The sequence below is a fragment of the Runella sp. R5_40 genome (genome assembly GCF_057652295.1).
Genome location: NZ_JBYFCH010000002.1, coordinates 75,645 through 98,352 on the forward strand (window position 1 = coordinate 75,645; position 22,708 = coordinate 98,352).

General features: G+C 46.3%; 18 protein-coding genes. 12 read left to right on the plus strand and 6 right to left on the minus strand.

Going from position 1 to position 22,708, the window contains the following annotated elements; all coding sequences use genetic code 11:
- Positions 1-31: 31 nt before the first annotated feature.
- Complete coding sequence (locus tag AC23N5_RS05145; RefSeq protein ID WP_487754727.1) at positions 32-1,255, minus strand: MFS transporter; 1,224 nt, start codon at positions 1,253-1,255, stop codon at positions 32-34.
- Positions 1,256-1,404: 149 nt separating this feature from the next.
- On the opposite strand from AC23N5_RS05145, the gene AC23N5_RS05150 reads away from it, so the two are divergent.
- Together AC23N5_RS05150 and AC23N5_RS05155 are read left to right on the plus strand one after the other, a co-directional pair.
- Positions 1,405-1,950, plus strand: coding sequence for a cupin domain-containing protein (locus AC23N5_RS05150; protein ID WP_487754728.1), 546 nt, complete (start codon positions 1,405-1,407; stop codon positions 1,948-1,950).
- 1 nt (position 1,951) lies between these two features.
- Positions 1,952-2,785, plus strand: a complete 834-nt coding sequence (locus AC23N5_RS05155) for a helix-turn-helix domain-containing protein (RefSeq protein WP_487754729.1) — start codon at positions 1,952-1,954, stop codon at positions 2,783-2,785.
- Between the two features lies 1 nt (position 2,786).
- Here AC23N5_RS05155 and tamL read toward each other — a convergent pair whose 3' ends face one another.
- The 4 genes from tamL to AC23N5_RS05175 form a co-directional block, all read right to left on the minus strand.
- The gene (tamL, locus tag AC23N5_RS05160) at positions 2,787-5,117 is read right to left on the minus strand and encodes a translocation and assembly module lipoprotein TamL (protein ID WP_487754730.1); all 2,331 of its coding nucleotides are present in this window, start codon (positions 5,115-5,117) and stop codon (positions 2,787-2,789) included.
- Between the two features lie 19 nt (positions 5,118-5,136).
- Positions 5,137-9,894 carry a translocation/assembly module TamB domain-containing protein gene (locus AC23N5_RS05165; protein ID WP_487754731.1) on the minus strand — a complete coding sequence of 1,586 codons (4,758 nt, stop codon included), beginning with the start codon at positions 9,892-9,894 and terminating at the stop codon, positions 5,137-5,139.
- Positions 9,895-9,917: 23 nt separating this feature from the next.
- Positions 9,918-10,655: a hypothetical protein gene (locus AC23N5_RS05170; RefSeq protein ID WP_487754732.1), complete on the minus strand. Its 738-nt coding sequence runs from the start codon at positions 10,653-10,655 to the stop codon at positions 9,918-9,920.
- Positions 10,656-10,787: 132 nt separating this feature from the next.
- Positions 10,788-11,792 (minus strand): pyruvate dehydrogenase complex E1 component subunit beta, encoded by a 1,005-nt coding sequence (locus AC23N5_RS05175; protein WP_310587004.1) that lies wholly within the window; start codon positions 11,790-11,792, stop codon positions 10,788-10,790.
- A 320-nt stretch (positions 11,793-12,112) separates the two neighbouring features.
- Here AC23N5_RS05175 and AC23N5_RS05180 point away from each other — a divergent pair, with 320 nt between their 5' ends.
- The 5 genes from AC23N5_RS05180 to AC23N5_RS05200 all read left to right on the plus strand — a co-directional run bounded on the left by AC23N5_RS05180 (position 12,113) and on the right by AC23N5_RS05200 (position 17,663).
- The gene (locus AC23N5_RS05180) at positions 12,113-13,006 is read left to right on the plus strand and encodes an OmpA family protein (protein WP_183975402.1); all 894 of its coding nucleotides are present in this window, start codon (positions 12,113-12,115) and stop codon (positions 13,004-13,006) included.
- A 116-nt stretch (positions 13,007-13,122) separates the two neighbouring features.
- A complete protein-coding gene (locus AC23N5_RS05185; RefSeq protein WP_183975404.1) occupies positions 13,123-14,775 on the plus strand; it encodes a S41 family peptidase in 1,653 nt (550 codons plus the stop codon).
- 96 nt (positions 14,776-14,871) lie between these two features.
- A complete protein-coding gene (locus AC23N5_RS05190; RefSeq protein WP_487754733.1) occupies positions 14,872-15,807 on the plus strand; it encodes a methylenetetrahydrofolate reductase in 936 nt (311 codons plus the stop codon).
- Positions 15,808-15,819: 12 nt separating this feature from the next.
- On the plus strand, positions 15,820-16,839 hold the full coding sequence (gene mnmH / locus AC23N5_RS05195) for a tRNA 2-selenouridine(34) synthase MnmH (RefSeq protein ID WP_183975408.1): 1,020 nt from the start codon (positions 15,820-15,822) through the stop codon (positions 16,837-16,839).
- 251 nt (positions 16,840-17,090) lie between these two features.
- A complete protein-coding gene (locus AC23N5_RS05200; protein ID WP_487754734.1) occupies positions 17,091-17,663 on the plus strand; it encodes a helix-turn-helix transcriptional regulator in 573 nt (190 codons plus the stop codon).
- A 4-nt stretch (positions 17,664-17,667) separates the two neighbouring features.
- Here AC23N5_RS05200 and AC23N5_RS05205 read toward each other — a convergent pair whose 3' ends face one another.
- On the minus strand, positions 17,668-18,675 hold the full coding sequence (locus AC23N5_RS05205) for a YpdA family putative bacillithiol disulfide reductase (RefSeq protein ID WP_487754735.1): 1,008 nt from the start codon (positions 18,673-18,675) through the stop codon (positions 17,668-17,670).
- A 197-nt stretch (positions 18,676-18,872) separates the two neighbouring features.
- On the opposite strand from AC23N5_RS05205, the gene AC23N5_RS05210 reads away from it, so the two are divergent.
- The 5 genes from AC23N5_RS05210 (at position 18,873) to AC23N5_RS05230 (ending at position 22,707) form a co-directional block, all read left to right on the plus strand.
- Positions 18,873-20,426 (plus strand): S10 family peptidase, encoded by a 1,554-nt coding sequence (locus AC23N5_RS05210; RefSeq protein ID WP_183975414.1) that lies wholly within the window; start codon positions 18,873-18,875, stop codon positions 20,424-20,426.
- A 74-nt stretch (positions 20,427-20,500) separates the two neighbouring features.
- Positions 20,501-21,799 carry a serine hydrolase domain-containing protein gene (locus AC23N5_RS05215; protein WP_487754736.1) on the plus strand — a complete coding sequence of 433 codons (1,299 nt, stop codon included), beginning with the start codon at positions 20,501-20,503 and terminating at the stop codon, positions 21,797-21,799.
- Positions 21,800-21,988: 189 nt separating this feature from the next.
- Positions 21,989-22,180, plus strand: coding sequence for a hypothetical protein (locus tag AC23N5_RS05220; protein WP_487754737.1), 192 nt, complete (start codon positions 21,989-21,991; stop codon positions 22,178-22,180).
- A gap of 4 nt (positions 22,181-22,184) precedes the next feature.
- Complete coding sequence (locus AC23N5_RS05225) at positions 22,185-22,448, plus strand: hypothetical protein (protein WP_487754738.1); 264 nt, start codon at positions 22,185-22,187, stop codon at positions 22,446-22,448.
- A 28-nt stretch (positions 22,449-22,476) separates the two neighbouring features.
- Positions 22,477-22,707: a hypothetical protein gene (locus AC23N5_RS05230; protein ID WP_487754739.1), complete on the plus strand. Its 231-nt coding sequence runs from the start codon at positions 22,477-22,479 to the stop codon at positions 22,705-22,707.
- The last annotated feature ends 1 nt before the right edge of the window (position 22,708 follow it).

Here is a 22,708-nt window from a genome sequence, read left to right on the forward strand (position 1 = left end):
AAAATATACAATCCCTCGATAGGAGTTCAACTCATTCTTCGTAATTGAGGTCTTTGGTGAAAGTTTCTTCCAAGAAATACAGCGATGCCAATGCGATGATTACCGTGACTGTTCCAATCACTACGGCGCTGTTGATGATGCCTAAACTGGGTTTTAGAGCGACAAAGGCCGAGGTAAGAATGATGGCGGTTCCACGTACCACGTTAGGCACGGAGGTAGCGACCGTCGCGCGGAGATTTGTGCCAAAAAGCTCGGCTGCAATCGTGATAAAAATCGTCCAGTAACCGTTACAAAAGCCCAATAACACACAAATTACGTAAAACGAATCGACACTTTTGACGGGGAATAGCAGATACGTAAGCATAAATACGAACGAAAGCAGGATGAATAGCCCCATGACCTTTTTGCGGCTTTTGAGGTACTGACTCACCAATCCACTGACGATATCCCCAACAATTTGCCCCGAAAAGGCAAACATGACGCATTTGCCCGCTACAATCGGTTCGGTTAGTCCGACGGCTTTGCCAAATTCGGGCGAGAAAGTCATCAAGACACCCGTCACAAACCACAGGGGAATTCCAATCAGAATCGACAGTAGGTATTTCGTAAAACGGCGTCGGTTATTGAACAACATCAAAATATTGCCTTTTTGGACTTTCTGGGATTTTACTTTTTCAAACAGGCCCGATTCAAACACGTTTAAGCGTAAAACCAACAGCACTAGCCCCATCCCTCCACCGACAAAATACGACACCCGCCAGTCGAACCAATCAGCCACAAAATTGGCCATGATGGCGCCTACCAGCCCCATTGTCGCAACAACGGTGGTGCCGTAGCCCCTGATTTCTTTGGGCAATACTTCTGACACAAGCGTTATTCCTGCGCCTAGCTCTCCCGCAAGGCCAATGCCCGCAATGAAACGCAGGAAGGCGTATTGCTCTACGGTTTGGACAAAGCCATTGGCAATATTGGCCAGCGAGTACATTAAAATTGAACCAAAAAGAATGGAAAGACGGCCTTTTTTATCGCCCAATATACCCCAAAACACACCACCAACCAGCAAACCTGCCAACTGCGTATTGAGTAAGAAAACCCCTTCTGGAAGAAGCTGCTCGGCCGAAACGCCCAAAGCTTTGAGGCTATTGACGCGCACGACACTGAACAAAAAGAGGTCGTACATATCTACTAAATATCCCAGTGCGGCAACGATAACGGGAATTTGGACAAGGTGCTGTAAGGTGGATTTTTGCGACATGATTAAGGTTTAAGGCGAATGCTCAAAAAAGAAAACAAACCCTAAAAATTACTCTCCTTGCCCCAAAACGTCCGATTTTTACCACCAGCTTTCCCCTCCGTCTTTCCACTTTTGTGTCATCATTCACGCACAAAATTTACTTCATTCGTATGCAACGGAGATTCTTTCTTTCTGCGACGGTCGTAGCTACGGCTGGCAGTTTTGCCCCCAAATCGTTTGCCCAAAGTAATCCTAAACCTTTCCTCGTCAAAAATGGCGAAGCCCGTTTTGGGATTCATACACCCTACAAAGGTATCAACCCCAACGATGTTAAAATTTCGGGAAAAGATACCAATGGACAATTGGCTGTTTTTGAGTATATTGGCCATGTGAAAGAAGGTCCCGTACTGCACGTACACAACGACCAAGACGAAATCTTTACCGTGGTAGAAGGAAGCTATCGGTTTCGGGTGGGCGAAAAAGAAGAGATTTTAAATCAGGGAGATACGATATTTTTGCCCCGAAAAATACCGCACACTTGGATTCAACTTAGCGACAAGGGCAAGTTGATTTATATGGTGCAACCAGCGGGAAAAATGGAAGAATTTTTCTTAAAAATGAATGAATTGAAAGCACCGCCCACTGAAGAGGAGTTTCAACAAATCACCATGGCGCACGGCATGAAAAATGTAGGACCACCTTTAAGCCTCAACTAAAATGGTTATTCTGAAAGACGTTTTACCCAGTTTGCATTTGCAAGAATACGTCCGCAAACATCAAATCATCCGATTTAAGTTTGGGACAAATGAGGTATTGCCTTTCAAAGCCTACGTACCCCGCCCCGAACAGTGCTTGGTTTTTTATTTAAGAGATTTACAAAACGTAGGTTATTCCAACGATGTACCGCTCCAAAAACACCCCAAATGTACCCTCAACGGCCAACATACACTGCTGACAAACCGATACATTGGACGCGATTTTTGGGCGTTGCAGATTGTGTTACAACCAACCGCTTTATTTCGACTCACGGGACTTCCTTCTTCCGAATTGACCAACACGTTTATTGACGCAGAAGCGATTTGGGGAAGCAACATTCGTTCGGTTCACGAAGCGATTTCCAATTTAGACGACCCTTTTGGCGCGATTATGCTGGCGGAGCGTTTTCTGGAAGAGTGTATCAAAAAATCGAAACGCCCGCTGCTCGGAATTGATAAAGTCGCACAAGTACTTTTATACCAAAACAGAGCCCCCGTCATGGATTCATTGGCCGACGACGCCTGCTTGAGTGTGCGCCAGTTTCACCGCGTGTTTACCGAACGAGTCGGCGTGAGCCCCAAAACCTTCGACCGAATTACGCGTTTTGAAAAAGCCGTCAAATTCAAAAATGCCCAACCTCACAAAGATTGGCTCACGATTGCGCTCGAATTGGGCTATTACGACTATCAACATTTGGTACGCGACTTTAAAGAGTTTACACACCTGACGCCCAACGGTTTTCTGATTGCCGAAGGCAAAGCCCCCGAACGCGCCTTTGGGGTGGCAGAAGTGTAGTCTAAAACGAATACCCAACGGCAATGTTGAGTACCAAGTTTTCTTTTCGCCAGCTACGGCTTCCAAAATCCATTTGACGAATGACCCAGCGGTCGGTTTCGGGAAGCCAAGGCTTGCGAAGGGGTGTCGCTAAATCAAAACGAAGCAACAAAAACGGCAAGGTCAGGCGCAGACCAAGCCCCGCTCCTACGGCTACTTGTTTGTAAAATTTATTGGTAAAAACGGCATTGTCTTCGGGGAAATAAAACGAATTATCGAAATTTCGATACATCCAGATATTGCCCGCATCGGCAAAAAGGGCCGTTTCGATGTACTGATTTACTTTAAAACGAAGTTCGGTATTGGCTTCCAGTCGAATGTCCCCAAACGACGTAAAGCCAAACAAGCTCAGCGAGTCGGGCTGGTAGCTTCCTGGCCCAACGGCTCGCCCACGAAACGCCCTAATGCCGTTGCTTCCACCCGCAAAATATTGTTTAAACTGAGGCAGGGCAAACGAGTTTCCGTAAGGGATTCCGACCCCTCCAAGGAGGCGATTAGCCCAACGGATGGAAGGGGTAAAATCGTAGTAGTACCGCATATCTGCGTCGAAACGCGCGTATTGTTCGTACGGAATCCCAAACACCAAACCCACTTCTTGGCGGCCTTTGGAAATGAGCCCCGCTACATTGCCCGCAATATCAGCCCCTGCGTTCAACACAAACTTTCCTTTACTACCAAAAGCAGGCTGAGGGGTAAAGCTGAAGTTGTACTGCGCCCCCAAAATGAGACGGTTTTCGAGGATACTAAAATACCGAAGTAAGTCTTGCAAAGGAATAGTAGGCGAAGTAATGCTATCCACCAACGCCTCGCTGATGTTTCGGGGCTTGACAATGTTGAGCGAAATCGGCGTAAACGAATGTTCTATCCGCGTGCTTCGTCGCCACATGTAGCCCCAGTTAAGTTTCACCGAGGTTTGGGTATAAAAATCTTTTTGAGATAACTCTTCGTACCCTACCGTCAGTGTTGTTTTGGGTAATGTTTGATTTTTGGCGGGATTCATTCGGTAAAAAGGCAAGACAAAACGCGGGAACGACAACTCGCCTTCTACGCTGGTTCGGTAGTAATCCCGCACTTTTATATTTCGCTGACTTCCCAGCTGTACGTCTATCCCTGCATTGGCCGTTAGGCGTAGCATTTCCGCCCCCCGAAACAGGTTTCGGTTCATCCACGTCAGGTTTAGCTGCGACCCTGTCAGGTTGTTTGACTTCGTAACGGCACTTAATTCTGCCCGCAGCGATTTCTTTTTAAGCGGTGTCAAATAATAATACACATCCAACAAAGCCGAATCGGAACGAGGAAGCAATTCAAAGCGGTTTTTAACAAATTTAAAGTTTTTGAGGTTGATTAACCGCGACAACGACACATCTTGTATATCGCTGCTATACATTGCTTTAGGACGAAAACCAATGGCATCGGCAAATGTCCGAACACGGTACGCCCGCGCAGGATCCACTATTTGAAAACCACGCCGATACACCGCCCCCGCTAAGGTATCAGAACGCAGCAGGCCATTGTCCGAAATGACATAGACATTTTTAATAAAATACCTTTTTAGGGCCAACTGGGTCGTGTTGGGTTTTAGCTCCACGTACAGATTCACCCGATTACGCTTGAGGTTGGTATCGGCCTTGACAATGAGGTAGTCGGGACGAAAGTAATAAAACCCAACGCGTTTCAAATCTCGTTCAATCCGCTGGCGCTCGGCCTCAATGACCGAAAGCTGGTAAGGTTGTCCTGGTTTTAGCAGGGACGCTTGGCGGTTTTTGAGAAATTCTCGGGTAAAACCTCGGCCCGTATTGGGATCCACAAATTCGACGTTTTCAATCAAATACCGTGGTTTTAGTGCAACCGTATAATGGGCTTTGGCGGTGCGCCCTTTTTCAACCAACTCACCCGAGGCTTCGGTGCGGAAATACCCTTCATTTTGGAGGTAATTCGTTACGATTTCGCCGTTTGCAGTAACCGTCCGACGACTTGCCAACACGGGCGGCTCGCCAAAGCGCTTCCGAAACCACCCGCGAAAACTCTTTTCTTTGGTAGGCTCACCCATAAAATAATAAAACCAAACTTTGTATGGGAAGCCCAACAAACTGCTGTTTGGCGCAGGCCGAATCAAGGGTTCTACCATTGCCTTCACCGCCTTGGCATCTTTGGCTGATACTGCCGAGTCGGCTACCACTTTTACTTCCGCCCCCATGTACAGGCTCTCTCCCGCAGGCAAGTGCTTCGATACCGAGCAGCTACTCAGCACGATTCCAACCATAAAAAGCCAGACAGCCGTGATTCTTGACATGTATCTTTAATTTGAGAACCTATTTCTTGAACATTTCTTTGAAGGTTTCGTAATCCAAAACAACGGCAAAACTCACGCCTGTTTCTACAATAAATCCTTCTAATACGGTTTGGTACTGATTTTTTCGATAAGCGCGAACCGCATAGCGCCCGTCGCGGGTTAGGTTATAGTTGATGTTGACGTTATCGACCAATTCGGTGGATTTTTGGGTACGGTTTCCGCTTTCAATCTCAAAGTTTCGGCCCACATTCACCGTCAAACGTTCGTTCATAAATGCTTTGCTCAGCCCCACGTTCAAGTCGGTTTGGCCTGCACTGCCGCTTCCCGTTGCCACGGCAGTCGAGTTTACATCAAAATTGAGTTTAACTCCTTTGATCAAATCCGAAGCCAACAAGTTGAGTTGGTCAGTCAGAAGCTTGCTCACGCTTTGGCGAGCGATTACTTCGGGATTGACCGACGAGAAGAAATCAGACGATTGTTCTCCCATAAATTTATTCAAAACCAGCAAAGAAAACACCTGTTTATTCATCTGAACGGGGTCTTTGATGTTGTTAAAAACCCCATCTTCTTCAATGCGGCTACGCACGTTGGCCGACACCTTGGCGGGGTCGGGACGCACTTCAAAGCTAATTTGTGGATTGCTAAGGCTTCCTTGCATTTTGAGCAATACCTCAAGCGGCACTTTGCCGAACTGCGCGGCTTTGCCTTGGAGGGGAGCCAAATCGGCAACGACGGGGTACACCGCCGTAATGTCCACGTCGGCCTTCATGGGGTCGCCCGTCCAGAGCAGGCGACTTCCTTTTTGGATGGTAAAATCTCGTTTTAAAATTTCAAACGTAAGATTATACGACCCTTGGGTAAGTTCATACAATCCCAAAATATACGGTTGTCCCTCGGGTGTGATGCCCGCATTGAGCTGCGCATTGCCTTTTACTTTCAGGTTGTCTCCGTTCAGTTCATCCACCACAATGGTCAACTGAGAGCGATCGTCGGCTTCTAAGTTGAGCGAAATCCCTGCCCCAAAAGCCAGGGGCGCGGCCGTTTCGGCACCTGTAGTTGGGGTAGCAGTGGTGTCCGATTTATTCACAAATTCGACAATCCCTTCCGTACTTGCCTTGCCCAAATCATCGTCAGGCATAATGACCGTAATATCGCTTCCTTGTTTGAGTTTGACCGACCCATCAATCGTCGGATTGGTACCTACGCCTTCGATGTGCAAGTTGGCGTCCACGATGCCTTTGCCGTAGAAGAAGTCATTTTCTTTGCGTGAGGCGTTCAATACCGTAAAGTCTTTTCCTTCAATCGTCAGGTTATAGGCTACGTTCGGTAGGTTAGCCCAATTGATTTTTCCGTCCACCTGCAAGGGTTGGTTAAGGGTATCTCTGACCACAAATTTTTTGAGGAAAATATCAGAATTAGCAAACTGCAAACGGCTGTTGGGGATGCGGTACGTAGCACCGAGCTTGGTTATGTTAAAGGCCACACTGTCAAACAGCGCCTCCCCTTCTACCTGCGGCTTATCGGTCGCTCCTCGAATGGTGGCTTTTCCTGACAGTGCCCCCGTAGCGCGACGAAGCTGTCCTGCGCTAAATGCCTCAATCGTCTGCGCTCCAAGCTTACGAATGTCCACCTGCAAATCGAGCGGTGTTTTACTTTTCAGCAGGTAGTTTCCCGTCAATCGCACATCGTTTTGGGGGCTTTTTAAGGTCGCTTCCGCCACAATCTTAGACGCCGATTCGTTGGCCGCTTTGATTTTCAAATCTCCGATTGGGATGTTGGTGTATTTAAACCCTTCAATGCCCAAGTCGCCCGTAAAGACGGCAGACTCTGTATAATTTTGTAGCAACACATTTCCTCCCAACTTACCGCTTACCTGCAACGAATCCATCACCAAAGAGGTCAGTGAGCCCAAATCAAGGCTATCCATTTCAACCCGCAAGGGGCCATTGGGCGTATCGGTCGTGGTGTTGATGAGCAGTCGTTGGCGGTCTTGTTGCAAACCAAATTGTTTGACCAACAGTCCTTCTTTGCCAAACTGAACGTAGCCAGCAGGCGCTGCTTGCCAAGATTTATAGTCAAGCAACAGGCCATTTGGTACAAGTTGTAAGCGATACGCATTGCCCACGCTTGCCAGTGTGCCTGCCAATTCGTGTTGTTTTTGGTATAATGAATCTTTAAACGACGCCTTAAAGCCCACCAAGCTATTAGCCACCTGACCTTCTACAGCTGCCCGTTTGATTTGGTAAGTATCGTACAAAAAGTTGTCCACATGCCCCACGTAATTGGCCTGATTTTCGACTCCTAACACGCCAAAATCGGCATTTTTAACCACCATGCTATCGTACTCAACGTGCGGTGCCGAAATACGCGCCAACAAAGTAGTGTCGCGCTGGCTGTCCAAATACACCAAAAAACGAACGGTATCCATTCGCGTCAGTTCTGGAACAAATACCTGAATCGCAGGGTGATTGGCTATTTTTCCGTCCATCGACAAACGATACGGACTGGTCACGGGTTTGTAAGAGACATCGGGAAGGGCAAAATAACGATTGATTTCAGTCAACACCACATCGGCCAACTGAACATAGCGAAACGTACCCGTCGCTTTGGCTTTCAAGAAAGGGGCATCTATCCGCGCCAAGCGCTCTCCCTGCTGATTATCGAGCACGACTTGAATAGTTTGCAGGGGGATGGTTTTGCCTTTTTGTACCAAAATCCCGTTGGTAATTTGGAAAGTTCCGCGTGGGTCTTCGGGGTCAGTAGAAGTAAAGTTGGCGTTTATTCCCCCTTTGATTTCCAAATCTTCTTCGTACAAATGAAGCGGTTTTAGGCGCAGTGTTAGGATGTCTAATTGGGATGAAAACGTGGGATAGTCCGTCCGCAAATCTGCTTTGGCAACCAATGTCAGGGTCGCGTTGGAATCAGCAATGGCGGCTGTTAGGTCAGCGACTTGCTCCTGCACACTCCCTTTTAGTGCCAAATTTTGATAAACATAGCCTTTCACATCGGCCTTTTCAACGACACCAGTCAAGTCTGCTTGGAGCGTTTTAGGGTCAATGCCTTGACCAACAACCGTTGCTTTGAGCGAAAGTTTTCCCAACTCCGAAGGCGGTTGTTTGAGCCATTTTCCTGCATCAAATTCCTGCAAAACAAGCGTTCCGTCGTAGCTTTGTTGACGGCCTTTTACAAAATTTTTGAGGTTTCCCGCAAAGGTTGCATTCCCTCGGTCGGAGGCCAATTGGGTATCCAACTGCAAGTTGTCTAAGCTCCCTTTCACTTTGCCCGATAAACGCAGGTTTTCGGGCAATTCGATGGTAGCAGGCAGGGCGCTATCGGGCAAAATCCGCTGCAAATCTCGCCGCGAAGACGATAAATCAGCAATGTTTAAGTCCAACGCCATTCGTTGCGGGTCGGGCAAACCCTTAATTCGTCCATCGGCCCGTAAATGGGTCGTTTCTAACGTACTTATGTCAACTCCTTTTAAGCTTAAATCGTCGATTCGGCCTTGTACAAGGCCATTAAATTTGACGATGGCCGCAGGATTTTTGGCAAATGGTGGAGTTTTTCGCAGCGAAGGTACCCAAGCAAGGACATCTTTAAAACCAAGTTGGCTTTTGGTCAAACGCACGTCCACCCCCACCTTTCCCACGTTTTTTGAAAAATCATCCAACGACGCATAGCGCAGCACAACTCGATCTTGAAGAAGTGTCTCGTTGGTTTGCAGCAACAGGTTTTGTAGTGATACTTCGCGGGGCGTATAGACAAAATCAGCACGAAGTTGGCGCACCGCTCCGCGTCGTTTTTCTACCCAACTCCCCGACTTCAACTGCCCCGAAATGCGCTCGGGGGCAAACAAAAAGCTGTCCAGTTGGGTTTGGAAACGCTGGAGTTCTACGACAAAATCACCCGAACGAAAAGTAAGGTCGGTATTTTCAATGCCTAATTTATTGAGGGCAACCAGCTGTTTGGTCAAAAACAATTTTTCAGCTTCGACCTCTATTTTTCCAACGGTGACGGCGGTTTTTATTTGTTGTTTTTCGTCTTCATATACCACCCGATAATCGGCCAAGAGCAACGTTCCCAGCTTCAAATCAAGCGAGTCAGAAGCAGGAGCCGAGGCCGCCGTCTTCGTCGTATCTTGACGAAGGGGTTGGTACATTTTCACCGTCATATTTCCCGAACGGATGTCGGTTTTTGACAAATGATAGCGGTTCAGTGAAGGGTTAAAAGCCGAGAAACGAACGCGTGCGTCGGGCAGCGACAGGTCGGCATCGGTGCCAATGACGGCATCTTGATACGACAAACGCACATTCCGAAGCTGAATCGCATCCAGTCGCATATCCAGCGGTGCTGTTGTGGTGTCGGGCGTTGTATCTTCCGATGCAAAGGCTTTGGCAACAAAGGCAAAATTGAACGTAGTATCAGGGAGTGTACGGTAGGCTTTGAGGCGAATATCTTCCAGTTGGATTTCGTTGATACCCACCCGACTTTGCAGCAAGCCCCACACGTCTAAGTCCACGTATAGGCGTCCTCCCGCAAGTAGCGTATCGCGCCGCAAATCCTCCACATACACCCCACGTAGTTCAATCCAGTCGGGCAATGAAAAGCGGGCTTGGGCTATGTCCACTTTTGTATTAAGCTTTTTACGAAGGTACGACACTGCTTGTTGGGTCAGCCAGTCTTGGCCCGAAGTAGTTTGTAGCCAAACCACCCCCGAACCGACCACTAGCAGTAGCCCCAATACAACAAACAATATGCCTCTACCTACTTTTTTCACTCAATACCCGCTTAATTAAATTTCTATTTCACAAACGGATCTTCGGCAAACTTCACGTTGAAGTCCGTCACCGTTGTTACCTTCATCGGTTTTTTATCAATGCTACTTACATACGTCGTTTCTGAAGGATACGAAAGGCCGTACTTTGATTTTTCGTATTTGGTATGGTCACGGGTTTGAATTTCACCCGTTGCTAGGGTCAACTTTTCGCGAAGTAACAAGCCCGTTTTTGCATCAAAATAAAGGTTGTATTTTACTCCTTTTCCTTCTAACTCTACTTGCGTGGCAGTGGCACCGTTGATTTGCTCCGTTCCAACGACGGTAGCAATGTAACCTTTGGTGATATAATCATCAAAAGGGATAAGTATATCTGTGAGTTCGCGACGCATAATCTCACGTTCTTTATCGCTCAAGTTGCTGGTTTGGTACTGCGTTACCTTGTCACGGCTACCAATAGGAATTTTGAGCCAACCATCGGTTGCTTTGATGCCATAGATAAAATCGCGTTTTAAAATGGTACGCACCTTTACCATTGCCTGCGAGGGTAGGGAGGCTTTGATGTCCAAATCAAAATCGTTGGCCGTTCCTGCGCGGTAGGCTTGTTTGAGGGTATAAGTTTGAACCGAATCCCACAATGCTTTGCCACCCGTGGCTGTATAATACTTTAAAAAGACAGAATCTGCCTTTGCGTCTGAAGTCTGCGCATAAAGCCCTGTGCTTACCACAGCGGCCAAAAAGAAGGTTAAAACTAGCTGTTTCATCGTTAAAAAAGACGTTTGGATGAATAACTCCAAAAATAATGGTTTTATGATAGGATACCATCAAAAAATCGTGCCAAACAAAAAAGCCCCGTCGGGGGCTTTTTTGTTTTTATCTACAGTATGCACTGTTTATTAGTTACGATACATCACCGTTTTCACGGCATCAATCGTACGTTTTACGTTTGGCAAAGCGGCTTCAATCAAGGTTGGCGCATACGGAAGCGACACATCCATGCTATTCACACGTACCACAGGAGCATCCAAATAATCAAACGCTTTGCGCTGGATCATGTAAGTAAGTTCCGTAGCAATCGACGACAATGGCCATGCCTCTTCTACCACCACGCAGCGGTTGGTTTTCTTGACAGATTCAATCACCGTTGCATAGTCGATAGGGCGTACCGTACGCAAATCAATCAATTCGGCGTTGATACCCATCTTGGCCAATTCTTCAATGGCAGGATTCACAACGCGCGGAATCATTTTACCAAAGGAAACAATGGTTACGTCAGTACCTGCCTTTTTCACTTCCGCTTTCCCAAGTGGAATGATGTATTCTTCTTCTGGCACTTCGCCTTTATCGCCATACATCAATTCTGACTCCATGAAAATAACGGGGTCATTATCGCGAATAGATGCCTTCAACAATCCTTTTGCATCATAAGGGTTTGACGGCACAACCACTTTCAAGCCTGGGGTGTTGGCATACCAGTTTTCAAAGTTTTGAGAGTGCTGTGCGCCCAACTGACCCGCGTTCCCAGTAGGCCCACGGAATACGATAGGACAGCTGTATTGTCCACCTGACATCGAAAGGATTTTAGCAGCAGAGTTGATCACTTGGTCGATGGCTACCAACGAGAAGTTGAATGTCATAAACTCGATGATAGGTCGCAAACCGTTCATTCCAGCACCTACCCCGATACCAGCAAAACCCAATTCTGCAATAGGTGTGTCTATAACGCGTTCGGGCCCAAATTCGTCAAGCATTCCTTGACTTACTTTATAAGCTCCATTGTATTCGGCTACTTCTTCACCCATCAAAAACACGCGTGAGTCACGACGCATTTCTTCGCTCAAGGCTTCACGTAAAGCTTCACGGAAAAGTATTTGTCTCATTGTATGTGTAAAATTCTGGATTTGGGGGTTGAAAACGGCCGTAAAAATAGGAATTTTTTCGTAAATCTAGTCATTTGGCCACGACTTCCCCTACGCCACTTGCTGTTTTTCATTTCTATGGTAAGCGCCCCACATAGCCCACCTAGACATGTAGGAGGCTTTCGTACATTACTACTCCAAAACGGTTCAAAAGGGTTCCAAATCGTTTTTTTTGAAAAAAAATTGCCCTTACAGTGGTAAAAAATGCAAAGAATTGAGTTTATATAGCGAAAAGTTGAAGCAAACGCTTTAAGTTTGTAGCAAATACCTAACTATATAATCCACTTTTAACCTCATAAGAAATGAGAAAAATTGTTTTATTTTCATTGTCTGTTCTCCTCTTTGCATCTTGCAACAAGAAACAACTGGCCCAACTCAACAAAGAAAAAGCTGAACTCCAAGCATTGTTGGACAAAAACAAGGCTGATTGCGACGCGTTGACCTCAAAATTGAACAATGACATCAGCGATTTGAAAAGCCAAATCAAGTTGAAAGATGGCGATGTTACCAACGAACGTGCTAAACTCAAAGCATTGGAAGATGAATTGGCGTACTTGAAACGTACAAACACCAACCTTCTTGATCGTTTGTCTGACTTGTCTATTGTAAGTAAAGATGGAGCAGAAAGCATCAAAAAATCATTGGATGCCTTGAACCGTCAGAGCTCTTACATCCAAGATTTGAACTCAAACTTGCGTCGCAAGGATTCACTTAACTTGGCGTTGGTGATGAGCCTCAAACGCTCACTTGACAATGTGAACGACGAAGACGTAAACATCGAAGTGAAAAAAGGCGTGGTGTATATCTCGCTTTCAGACAAAATGTTGTTCAAATACGGCAGCTACGAAATCACGCCACAAGCTGAAACTGTGTTGAGCAAAATTGCTAAAGTAGTAAACGATCGCAAAGATTTCGACATCTTGGTAGAAGGCCACACAGACAGCGTACCATACAACAGCGCATCGGTGTTGGAAGACAACTGGGATTTGAGTGCTAAGCGTGCCACATCAGTAGTACGTACACTTCAGAAAAAATACAGCGTAGCACCTGAGCGTATGACCGCAGGTGGCCGTGGAGAATATGTACCAAAAGTAGCGAACGACAGCAGCAAAAACCGCAGCGTAAACCGTCGTACTGAAATCGTTATTCTTCCAAAACTTGACCAATTCTTCCAAATGTTTGAAGGAGGAAAATAAGGTCTAAAAACCTTTCCCAACCATGGCGAGCGATGTCTTTCGAGGCATCGCTCGTTTTTTTGGGGAAATCTCATAACTTCGTGACACTTTACGCGTTTTTGATAAAAAGGACCACCATGAAACATTTCCGTAAACTCATTCTTGCCGCTGTGTGCGTTGTGTCCGTAGGTTTTTTTGCCTTCCGCAATGACGAACGCTTTTTTGAAATCGCCCGTAACTTAGACATTTATGCCACGCTGTTTAAGGAACTTAATCGCTATTATGTGGACGAAATCAACCCCAATCGGTTGACTAAAATGAGCATAGAATCTATGCTTAAAAACCTCGACCCTTACACCAACTTCTACGCCGAAGACGAAATTGAAGATTATCGCACCATGACCACGGGCCAATACACGGGCATCGGGGCAATAATCACTCCCAACAAAGGCAAACAAATCATTTATTCTATTCTGGAAGATTCTCCCGCCGCCAAAGCAAACCTTCACGTAGGAGATGAAATTGTCAAAATCGACGGAATAGACATCACAACCCGCAAGGACGCCAACCCCGACAAACTCATGAAAGGGCAGGCCAACTCGTCGGTGAAGCTCGCCGTGCGCCGCGTGGGTACCAAAGACCTGATTGAAGTCAATGTAACGCGTGAATTTGTCAAAACAGGCAATGTTCCTTATTACGGAATGCTCGAAAACGAAGTAGGTTACATCGACCTCAAAGATTTTAATCAAACGGCTGCCCGCGAGGTAAAAAATGCCCTGGTGGAGCTCAAAGGAAAAGGCATGAAAAAATTGGTGCTTGACCTTCGCGAAAACCCAGGTGGATTGCTTGACCAAGCTGTATTGATTTGTAACTTATTCATTCCCAAAGATGCCGAAGTGGTATCAAACCGTGGAAAAGTAACGGAGTGGAACAAAACTTATACGGCTCCAATGGCCCCTGTGGACACCGACATTCCGTTGGTGGTACTAGTCAATGGCCGCAGTGCCTCCGCTTCTGAAATTGTCTCGGGAGTAATGCAAGATTACGACCGTGGTGTGTTGGTGGGGCAAAGAACCTACGGCAAGGGGCTTGTCCAGACAACCCGCGATTTGTCGTACAATACCAAATTGAAAGTAACCGTTGCGAAGTACTACATCCCGAGCGGGCGCTGTATTCAGGCCATTGATTATAGCCACCGCAACCCCGACGGAAGCGTAGCAAAAGTACCTGACTCGCTCAAAGTGGCCTTCAAAACCCGCAATGGCCGCGTGGTATATGACGGTGGTGGGGTAGAACCTGATGTAGCTACCGAACTGCCCGCATTGCCGACAATTGTGACAAGTCTAAACGCCAAAGGCTTGTTGTTTGATTATGCCTTGCACTACCGCGCTGCACACCCGACCATCAAAACTGCCAAGGAATTTGAACTGACCGATGCCGATTATCAAGCATTTTCGACTTGGTTAAAAGACAAAGAATACGACTACGTGACGCAGGTAGAGAAAGACCTCGGCACGCTTGAGGCATCGGCCAAAAAAGAAAAGTATTTTGATGTTATCCAAGAACAACTCAAAGCGCTTAAAACCAAGCTAGGCCATAGCAAAGAGAGTGATTTGGCTATGTTCAAAAAAGACATTAAGCATTTGCTAGAGCGGGAGATTGTGTCGCACTATTACCTCCAAAAAGGGGAGCGCGAATACGTATTCCGTACAGATGCCGAAGTAAAGGCAGCGCTTGATTTGTTTAAAGACATGCCTCGCTACGAAAAAATATTGAAAGGACAGAAATAAGTTTCCGTGGGTCGGGCTGCTCACAGCCCGACCCACAATGTATTCGGTATTTTCCCCCTATTTCCTACATTTGCAACTCCATTTACGAATTGCAGCATGTTTTTAACGAAAATCAAATCAAAAGAGTCGGGTTTATTGCTCTACGGAATCACTCCTCCCAAATCACAAACCGCTCCTGAAAAAGTAAGTGAGATTGCCGAAAAAACACTGGCCCGTTTGCAAGGGCTAGACATCGACGCCCTCATTGTGTATGACGTCCAAGATGAATCGAGTCGCACTTCGGAAGAACGGCCGTTTCCATTTATCACCGCCGTCGATCCCTTTGATTTTGCCCGTCAGCATTTGGCACCTCTGGAAATCCCCAAAATTATTTATCGCCCCGCAGGAAAGTTTACCCAAGACGAACTTCGTCAGTGGGTGAGCGATTTGACCCAACAAGGCTTTTATCCTGTGTTTGTGGGCGTTCCCTCGCCTGATTTTACGCCCGTCACCAGCCTACCCGACGCCTACGCCGTTTGGCGGGAATTTGAACAAAATTCTATCATTGGGGCTGTAACCATTCCCGAACGACATGCCGTTCTCAACGACGAAGACCAACGCATCCTTGACAAAGTAGCCAGCGGGGTTAGTTATTTTGTCTCCCAGTGTGTGTTCAACGTAGCCTATGCCAAACAAATGCTTACGGCCGTCGTCAACACCTGTCAAGCGCAACAATTGCCCCTTCCTACGTTTGTATTTACCATTACCGCCTGTGGGTCAAAAAAAACACTCCACTTCATGGAATGGTTGGGTATTCACGTGCCTGATTCAGTCAAAGAAACCTTGCTGGAATCTGAAAACATCCTCGAAACGTCGGTGAATCTTTGCTTACAAATTGCGGATGAACTTATTGAGTTTTGTGCCGAGCACGCCATTCCTTTTGGCTTTAACATCGAAAGTGTGGCCATCCGTAAAGACGAAATCGAAGCATCTATTTACATGGTCAATCAACTACGTGAGCGGCTTGTAGCAAAAGGACTAAGAAAAAACTAATAGGAAAATTTCATGGCGACGGCACTCTCTCCCGCTGATTTTTTGCAAGCCTCGCAGCGCTTGCCCATCATCGACGTGCGGTCGCCAGGCGAATATAGCCACGCTCACATTCCTGGCGCCATCAATATCCCGCTTTTTAGCAACGATGAACGGGTCAAAGTAGGCACTTGTTACAAACAACAAGGACGCGATGCTGCCGTACGATTAGGGTTAGAAATGGTCGGGCCTAAACTCGCTTTATTCGTCAAAAAAGCCGACTTAGTCGCTCCTCAACGGGAAGTGCTGGTTCACTGCTGGCGCGGAGGAATGCGCAGTGGAAGCTTTGCGTGGTTATTACGAACTGCGGGCTTCCGCGTATCAACCCTCGAAGGTGGCTACAAAGCCTACCGCAACCACGTTTTGGAGTCGTTTCAGCATCCGCAAAACATGTCCATTTTGGGTGGCCCAACAGGGAGCGGCAAAACCGATATTCTACGTGCACTGGCCGAAATGGGCGAACAAGTCATTGATTTGGAGGCCATCGCCCACCATAAAGGCTCGGCCTACGGCGCAATTGGCCAAGCGCCACAGCCTTCGTCGGAGCAATTTGAAAACCTATTACACCAACAATGGCGTTTGCTTAACCCACACCAACGGGTGTGGCTAGAAAGCGAAAGTCGGCACATTGGGGGCTGTTTTATTCCACTGGCTTTTTGGCAACAAATGCAGCAACCGACGGAGTTTGTTTTTGTTGACCTTCCTAAAGACCTTCGCATTCAACGCCTCGTCCGCGAATACGCTTGCTACGACCACACGTTACTGCAAGCGGCTACCGAGCGCATCAAAAAACGCCTTGGCGGCCAACACTACAAAGCGGCCATTGAGGCCCTCCAACGCCACGACTATGCTACGGTAGCCGATATTTCGCTCAACTACTACGACAAAGCCTACCTCTACGAGCTTTCTCAACGCACTATTTCTCATCACCTCCACCCTACCGACGACAACCCCACGGCTACAGCGCAAGCCATCTTACAACTTAAAGCATATTAATGTCAAGTCTATTTTAAATAATTTTACAAATAACTATCAGTAAATCAAAATTTTACAATTTATTTAAACGACAAAACTATTAATTCCATGGTAATAAAAGACACTACTTTTACCACGATATAATAGTTTTTGAATAGTTGATTGCATTTAGTGGCCTGTTGGCTACCAAAAGATTGATTTTACTAAACATTGGGGCAATTTTTGACTGTTTTCGCATAGTATCGATTACTCATTCTAGCCAAAATATCATTATGAACATCGCCCTACAACCAAGCACTTCCAAAGAAGGAAGCGGGTTAGAAAAATCGGCATCTTCTCAAAAGGAAAATACTAAAATCATGATTGTCTTAAATGCAAAAGACTTTCAAGAATGTTGTTTGGAATTGGTTCGCCAACAGATTGCCTTTGAAGTGAAATACAATGGATATTCTTCTCCAAAAACAGCCACTGATGGTGCTTCGACTTCTAATGACAATTACCTTGAAATTATAAAAAAAATCCATGATGAATACCTTCAAGGAGATTTCAGCAAAGTTCCTCCTTCAGAAAAAGAAATCACTGAAAATCATGGCATTAAACCTGCCTTGTTTAAAAGTCTGTTTAAAAAAGTATATGGACAGCCATTTTATCAACTTTACACAACAAAGCGAATGGAGCAAGCTGCTTCGCTCTTGAAAAAAGGGTATAAAGCAAACGAAATAGCAGCGATGATTGGCTACAGTGCATCCTCTGCAATTAAGTTCAACAAAATGTTTCAGAAGTACTTTCAAATGACTCCCAAAAAATACCAACTCCAGTTTTATGGTAAAATAAACCGACGGTAGTTCGTTAAATCCGATCAATCAATTCTTTGACCTTACGTACCTTACGACCCGCAATATGGTCAATGATAGCGGCTGCATGGTCGCGCCCATTCTCGATAAAGACTTTTTCTGTATGAATACCTGCCACCACGGTGCCACACAAGTATAACCCAGAGACGTTGGTTTCAAAGGTTTCTGGGTCAAATACTGGCACCATGCTTGGTTGGCGCAACTCCACCCCACACCGCTGAAGCAATGCTCCATCTGGTATATACCCAATGAGCATCAACACAAAATCAGCCTCAAGCCATTCTTCCTCACCCGTTTGGGTATTTTCTATCAACACCCGCTTCGGCTCTATGGCTTTGGTGAGGCTATTAAAACGCGTTTTTATTTTCCCTTCTTTGACCCGATTTTTGACGTCGGGAATGAGCCAATATTTCACCGTCTGACGGAAATCTGCACCTCGGTGAACGACAGTAACATCCACGTCGTGGCGGTACATTTCCAGCGCAGCCTCCACGGCAGAGTTTGCTCCTCCCACAATCACAACTTTGGAAAATGAGTACTGAAACGGTTCGTCATAATAAGGAGAAACGTGCGGAAGTTTTTCCCCATTTATCCCCAAAAAGCGGGGAAAGTCAAAATAACCCGTCGAGATAATGACCTTTTTGGCATAGTAATTTTCTCCTCCTACCGTCTGAATTTCAAAGACTTCGTCGTCTTGTTTTACAACCTGAGCTACTTCCGTAAACAATTTAAAGTTGAGGTGATAATACCCCGCCACTTTCCGATAATACTGCAACGCCTCACTGCGGTTGGCTTTGACGTCCGAAATGGGAAACGGGATGCCTCCAATCTCAATATTTTCGGCGGTGGAGAAAAAACGCATTCGTTTGGGATAGCGTCGAATCGACTCCGTGATGCTCCCCTTTTCAAGAATCAAATGGCTCAATCCTGCCTTCGCAGCCTCTATCCCAGCCGCCAGCCCACAAGGCCCCGCGCCTACTATCAATACATCGTACAATTGCATGGTGGATTACGATTACTTAGTGAAGTCCCAAAATTACGGCTTTCATCCCAAAAGTAGTCTCATCAATAAGGTAATATAGCGACATTTTAGGCTTTTAAAGCTATACAATTTTACATTTGTAGCCTAGAATGCTTTCTTGCATAAGCGTTCACATTGCGTGTCTGGTCAATTATAACTTTCAATCAAACTAAACCTAAATGAAAAAACCATTACTCTTGGCAGCGGCCTTGCTCGTAGGAAGCTACCTCACCCATGCCCAACAGCGCCCCGCAGGCGGTGGCGAGCGCCAAGCCTCTACCTCTACGGCTCCCTCAAAAGACGACAAATCGGGTGAGAGCATTCCATTTAACCCTGATTCTTTTGTTGTTACCGAAAGCGAAGTAACAGTAAAAGGGCAGCGCGTACCTTACAAAGCCACCACTGGCACCATGCCCGTTTTTGACGAAGGGGGCAAAGCCATCGCTGGCTTGTTTTACATGTACTACGAACGCAGCGATGTAAAAGACCGCGGCACTCGCCCGTTGATTATCTCGTTCAACGGAGGCCCTGGAACAGCATCGGTATGGATGCACATGGCCTACACAGGCCCAGTCCTGCTCAACATCGACGACGAGGGCTATCCACTACAACCGTATGGCTACAAGAAAAACCCCTATTCGATTTTAGACGTAGCCGATATTGTGTTCATTGACCCCGTTAATACAGGTTATTCACGCCCTGTTAGCAAAGATGTTCCTACATCGAAGTTTTTTGGCGTAAATGCCGACATCAAATATTTGGCTGAGTGGATTCGTACGTTTGTGACTCGCAACAATCGTTGGGATTCGCCGAAATACCTCATCGGCGAAAGTTACGGCACGACGCGCGTTTCGGGCTTGGCACTTGAGCTGCAAAGCAACCAATGGATGTACATCAACGGCGTAATCTTGGTATCGCCGACTACGCTTGGTATCGAGCGTGGTGAAGCTTCTGAGGCAGCGTTGAAAGTACCTTACTGTGCTGCTACCGCTTGGTACCACAAAAAACTTCCTGCGGATTTACAGAAAAAAGACTTGACCGATTTCTTACCCGAAGTTGAGAATTTCACCATCAACGAGCTTCTCCCAGCCGTGAGCATGGGCGGCTTTTTGGATGATGCCAAACGCAAAGCCATCGCGGCTAAACTCGCTCGTTATACGGGAGTTTCGGAGAAAGAAGTTCTCCAAAATAACCTCAACATGCCGCTTCAATACTTCTGGAAAGAGCTTTTGCGTGACGAAGGCTACACAGTAGGGCGTTTGGATTCTCGCTACAAAGGCATCGACCGCAAAGACGCTGGCGACCGCCCCGATTTTAACGCAGAGTTGACGTCGTGGTTGCACTCGTTTACGCCTGCCATCAACATGTACCTTCGTAACGAGCTCAATTACAAAACCGACCTCAAATACTACATGTTTGGCCCTGTCAACCCTTGGGATCGCTCTAACGACCAAACGGGCGAAAACCTCCGTCAGGCCATGGCCCAGAACCCTTACTTGCACTTATTGGTACAGTCGGGTTACTATGATGGCGCTTGCGACTATTTCAATGCCCAATACAACATGTGGCAAATGGACCCTGCTGGAAAACTCAAAAACCGCATGAGCTGGAAAGGCTACCGCAGTGGTCACATGATGTATTTGCGCAAGGAAGACCTTCAAAAATCAAATGACGACATTCGTGACTTTATCAAGAAGTCAACACCGAAGTCGAACCAGCCTGCCAAGTACTAGTGAATAGGCGGTTATAGTATCAGTAAAATTCAGCGAAAACTTGCTTCATAAGGGGATAAACTTTTCCGAATCTTATGAAGCAAGTTTTCCTCCTTTTAAGCCTTTTTGGCCTCGCAACTGAACTGGTTCAGGCCCAAACCAAATCGCTCAAAAATTCCCCTCCACTTACGGAAGCCGCCCCTGAGACCGTCGGCATGTCGTCGGAGCGCCTCAACCGTCTTGATGGAGTCCTCCAAAATGCGGTTGCACAAAGTAGCGTCCCAGGGGTATCTGCACTTATCGTGCGAAACGGTAAAATTGTCTATTACAAAGCCTTCGGAATGGCCGACAATACGGCAAACCGCTCTTTGAAGCGAGACGATATCTTTCGGATTGCATCGATGAGTAAAGCCATCACCTCCACGGCCGTGATGATGCTGTGGGAAGAAGGAAAGTTTCAACTCGACGACCCTATTTCGAAGTACATTCCTGAATTTAAAAACCAAACGGTTCTCAAAAACTTCAAGTTTCAGGACTCCACCTACACGGCCGAACCCGTCAAATCAGAAATCACCATCCGTCATTTGCTGACGCATACGTCGGGGCTTGGCTACGGGGTCATTGATGCCGACGAACGTTTCAAAGCCATGTACCACAAAGCGGGCATCGTTGATTTATTCACGACCGAACCTGTCAAAATTGGTGACAACATCAAGAAGCTCGCCAAACTCCCCCTTCACCATCACCCAGGCGAAAAGTACGTGTATTCGGAAGGATTGGACGTATTAGGCTATTTTATTGAGCTGATGTCAGGAATGCCTTTTGATGAATTTTTGCGGAAACGGTTGTTTGAGCCGTTGGGCATGGGCGATACCTACTTCTACTTGCCCGATGCCAAGGCGTCTCGATTGGTGGCGATTCAAAAACCGCAAAACGGGCAATGGGTGCGCTACCCCAACACTTTTTACGATACCGAGTACCCCATTAAAGGTGCAAAAACATTTTTCTCGGGAGGAGCTGGATTATCAAGTACGGCCAAAGATTACGCTACGTTTTTGATGATGTACCTCAACGGTGGTGAATTGGGCGGAAAACGTTTTTTAAGTCGCACGACGGTACAAACCATTTTGAGCAACCAAGTAGGCGATTTATTGGGTGGCGAAAAAGCCAATTCGTCTTATGGTTTAGCCTTCGGCCTCCTCAATAAAGCGGGCGAAGATAAGGGGGCGAATGGAAGCACAGGCACGTTTGAATGGGGGGGATATTTCAACACCAACTATTTTGCCGACCCCAAAGAGAAAATCATTGGCGTAATTATGAAACAAACCCAAAGCAGCGGCGATAACCTCAATAATTTGTTCCGTCAAGTGATTTATCAATCCATTGATGACTGACAAAAATCCCTTTCATTTTACCAGAAAAGCCTCCGAAAGAGGCTTTTCTGGTTTTTTAAGGACAGTGTTTTTTTATTATCTTTGTCTATAATGTTATTATAGGTAAAGTTACAAGAAGACAGCTCACCGAATGACTAAACATCCCTTCTTTACGCAGGAAAAACAGGGAGTATTTAAAATTGTGAACTAATGGAACAATCATACGAACAGTATCTTCTTGAACTCAAAAAAACAATAGAGGAAGCCTTGACAGCTACAAACCAACAAATCATTGATTACCTGCCAACCTCCAATGACGAGGGGTTTATGTTCCTCGTAAAAAAGGCAATAAACTACAGAGATACCCTAAATAAAATCAACGACGAACTTTCAAAACTGTAAAATCATGGAATCTTTCGTAAACGACTATTACACCCAAATAGCCAATGCTACCAATGAAGTAGAACGCGCTCAAATAAAGGCCGAGTTTGCCGCCAAACTTCAAACGCTCAATGAAGAACAACGCCAACAGGTGAAGGCACTGATTGGAAACCGTATTGATGAGTTTTTGGAGACGTTGGCACCAGTCGATACCGCAATTGAGCAGTTTAACCAGTATTTGAGAAAACGAGACAACACGCCTACCATATCAGCCCAAAATGCCGCGTAGGTGTGCCGAAATTGAACAATTGAAAACCATGCGACCAAATATCATTTCTGACGAATGGAGTGAACGAGTGGCGCGGCTCACCGAATTGATAGCCCGTAAATCAGAGGCCATAAAAATACACTCTGAGCAGCCCGAACCCGACCGTTTGGCAATCGAACAGTATATGGAGTTACGCGCCCACTATTTTGACGAATTGGCTCAATTAATGAAACAGTACGGGGTTATTGTTCGATTTGAGCAGGGGGCAAACGCAGCGTAAC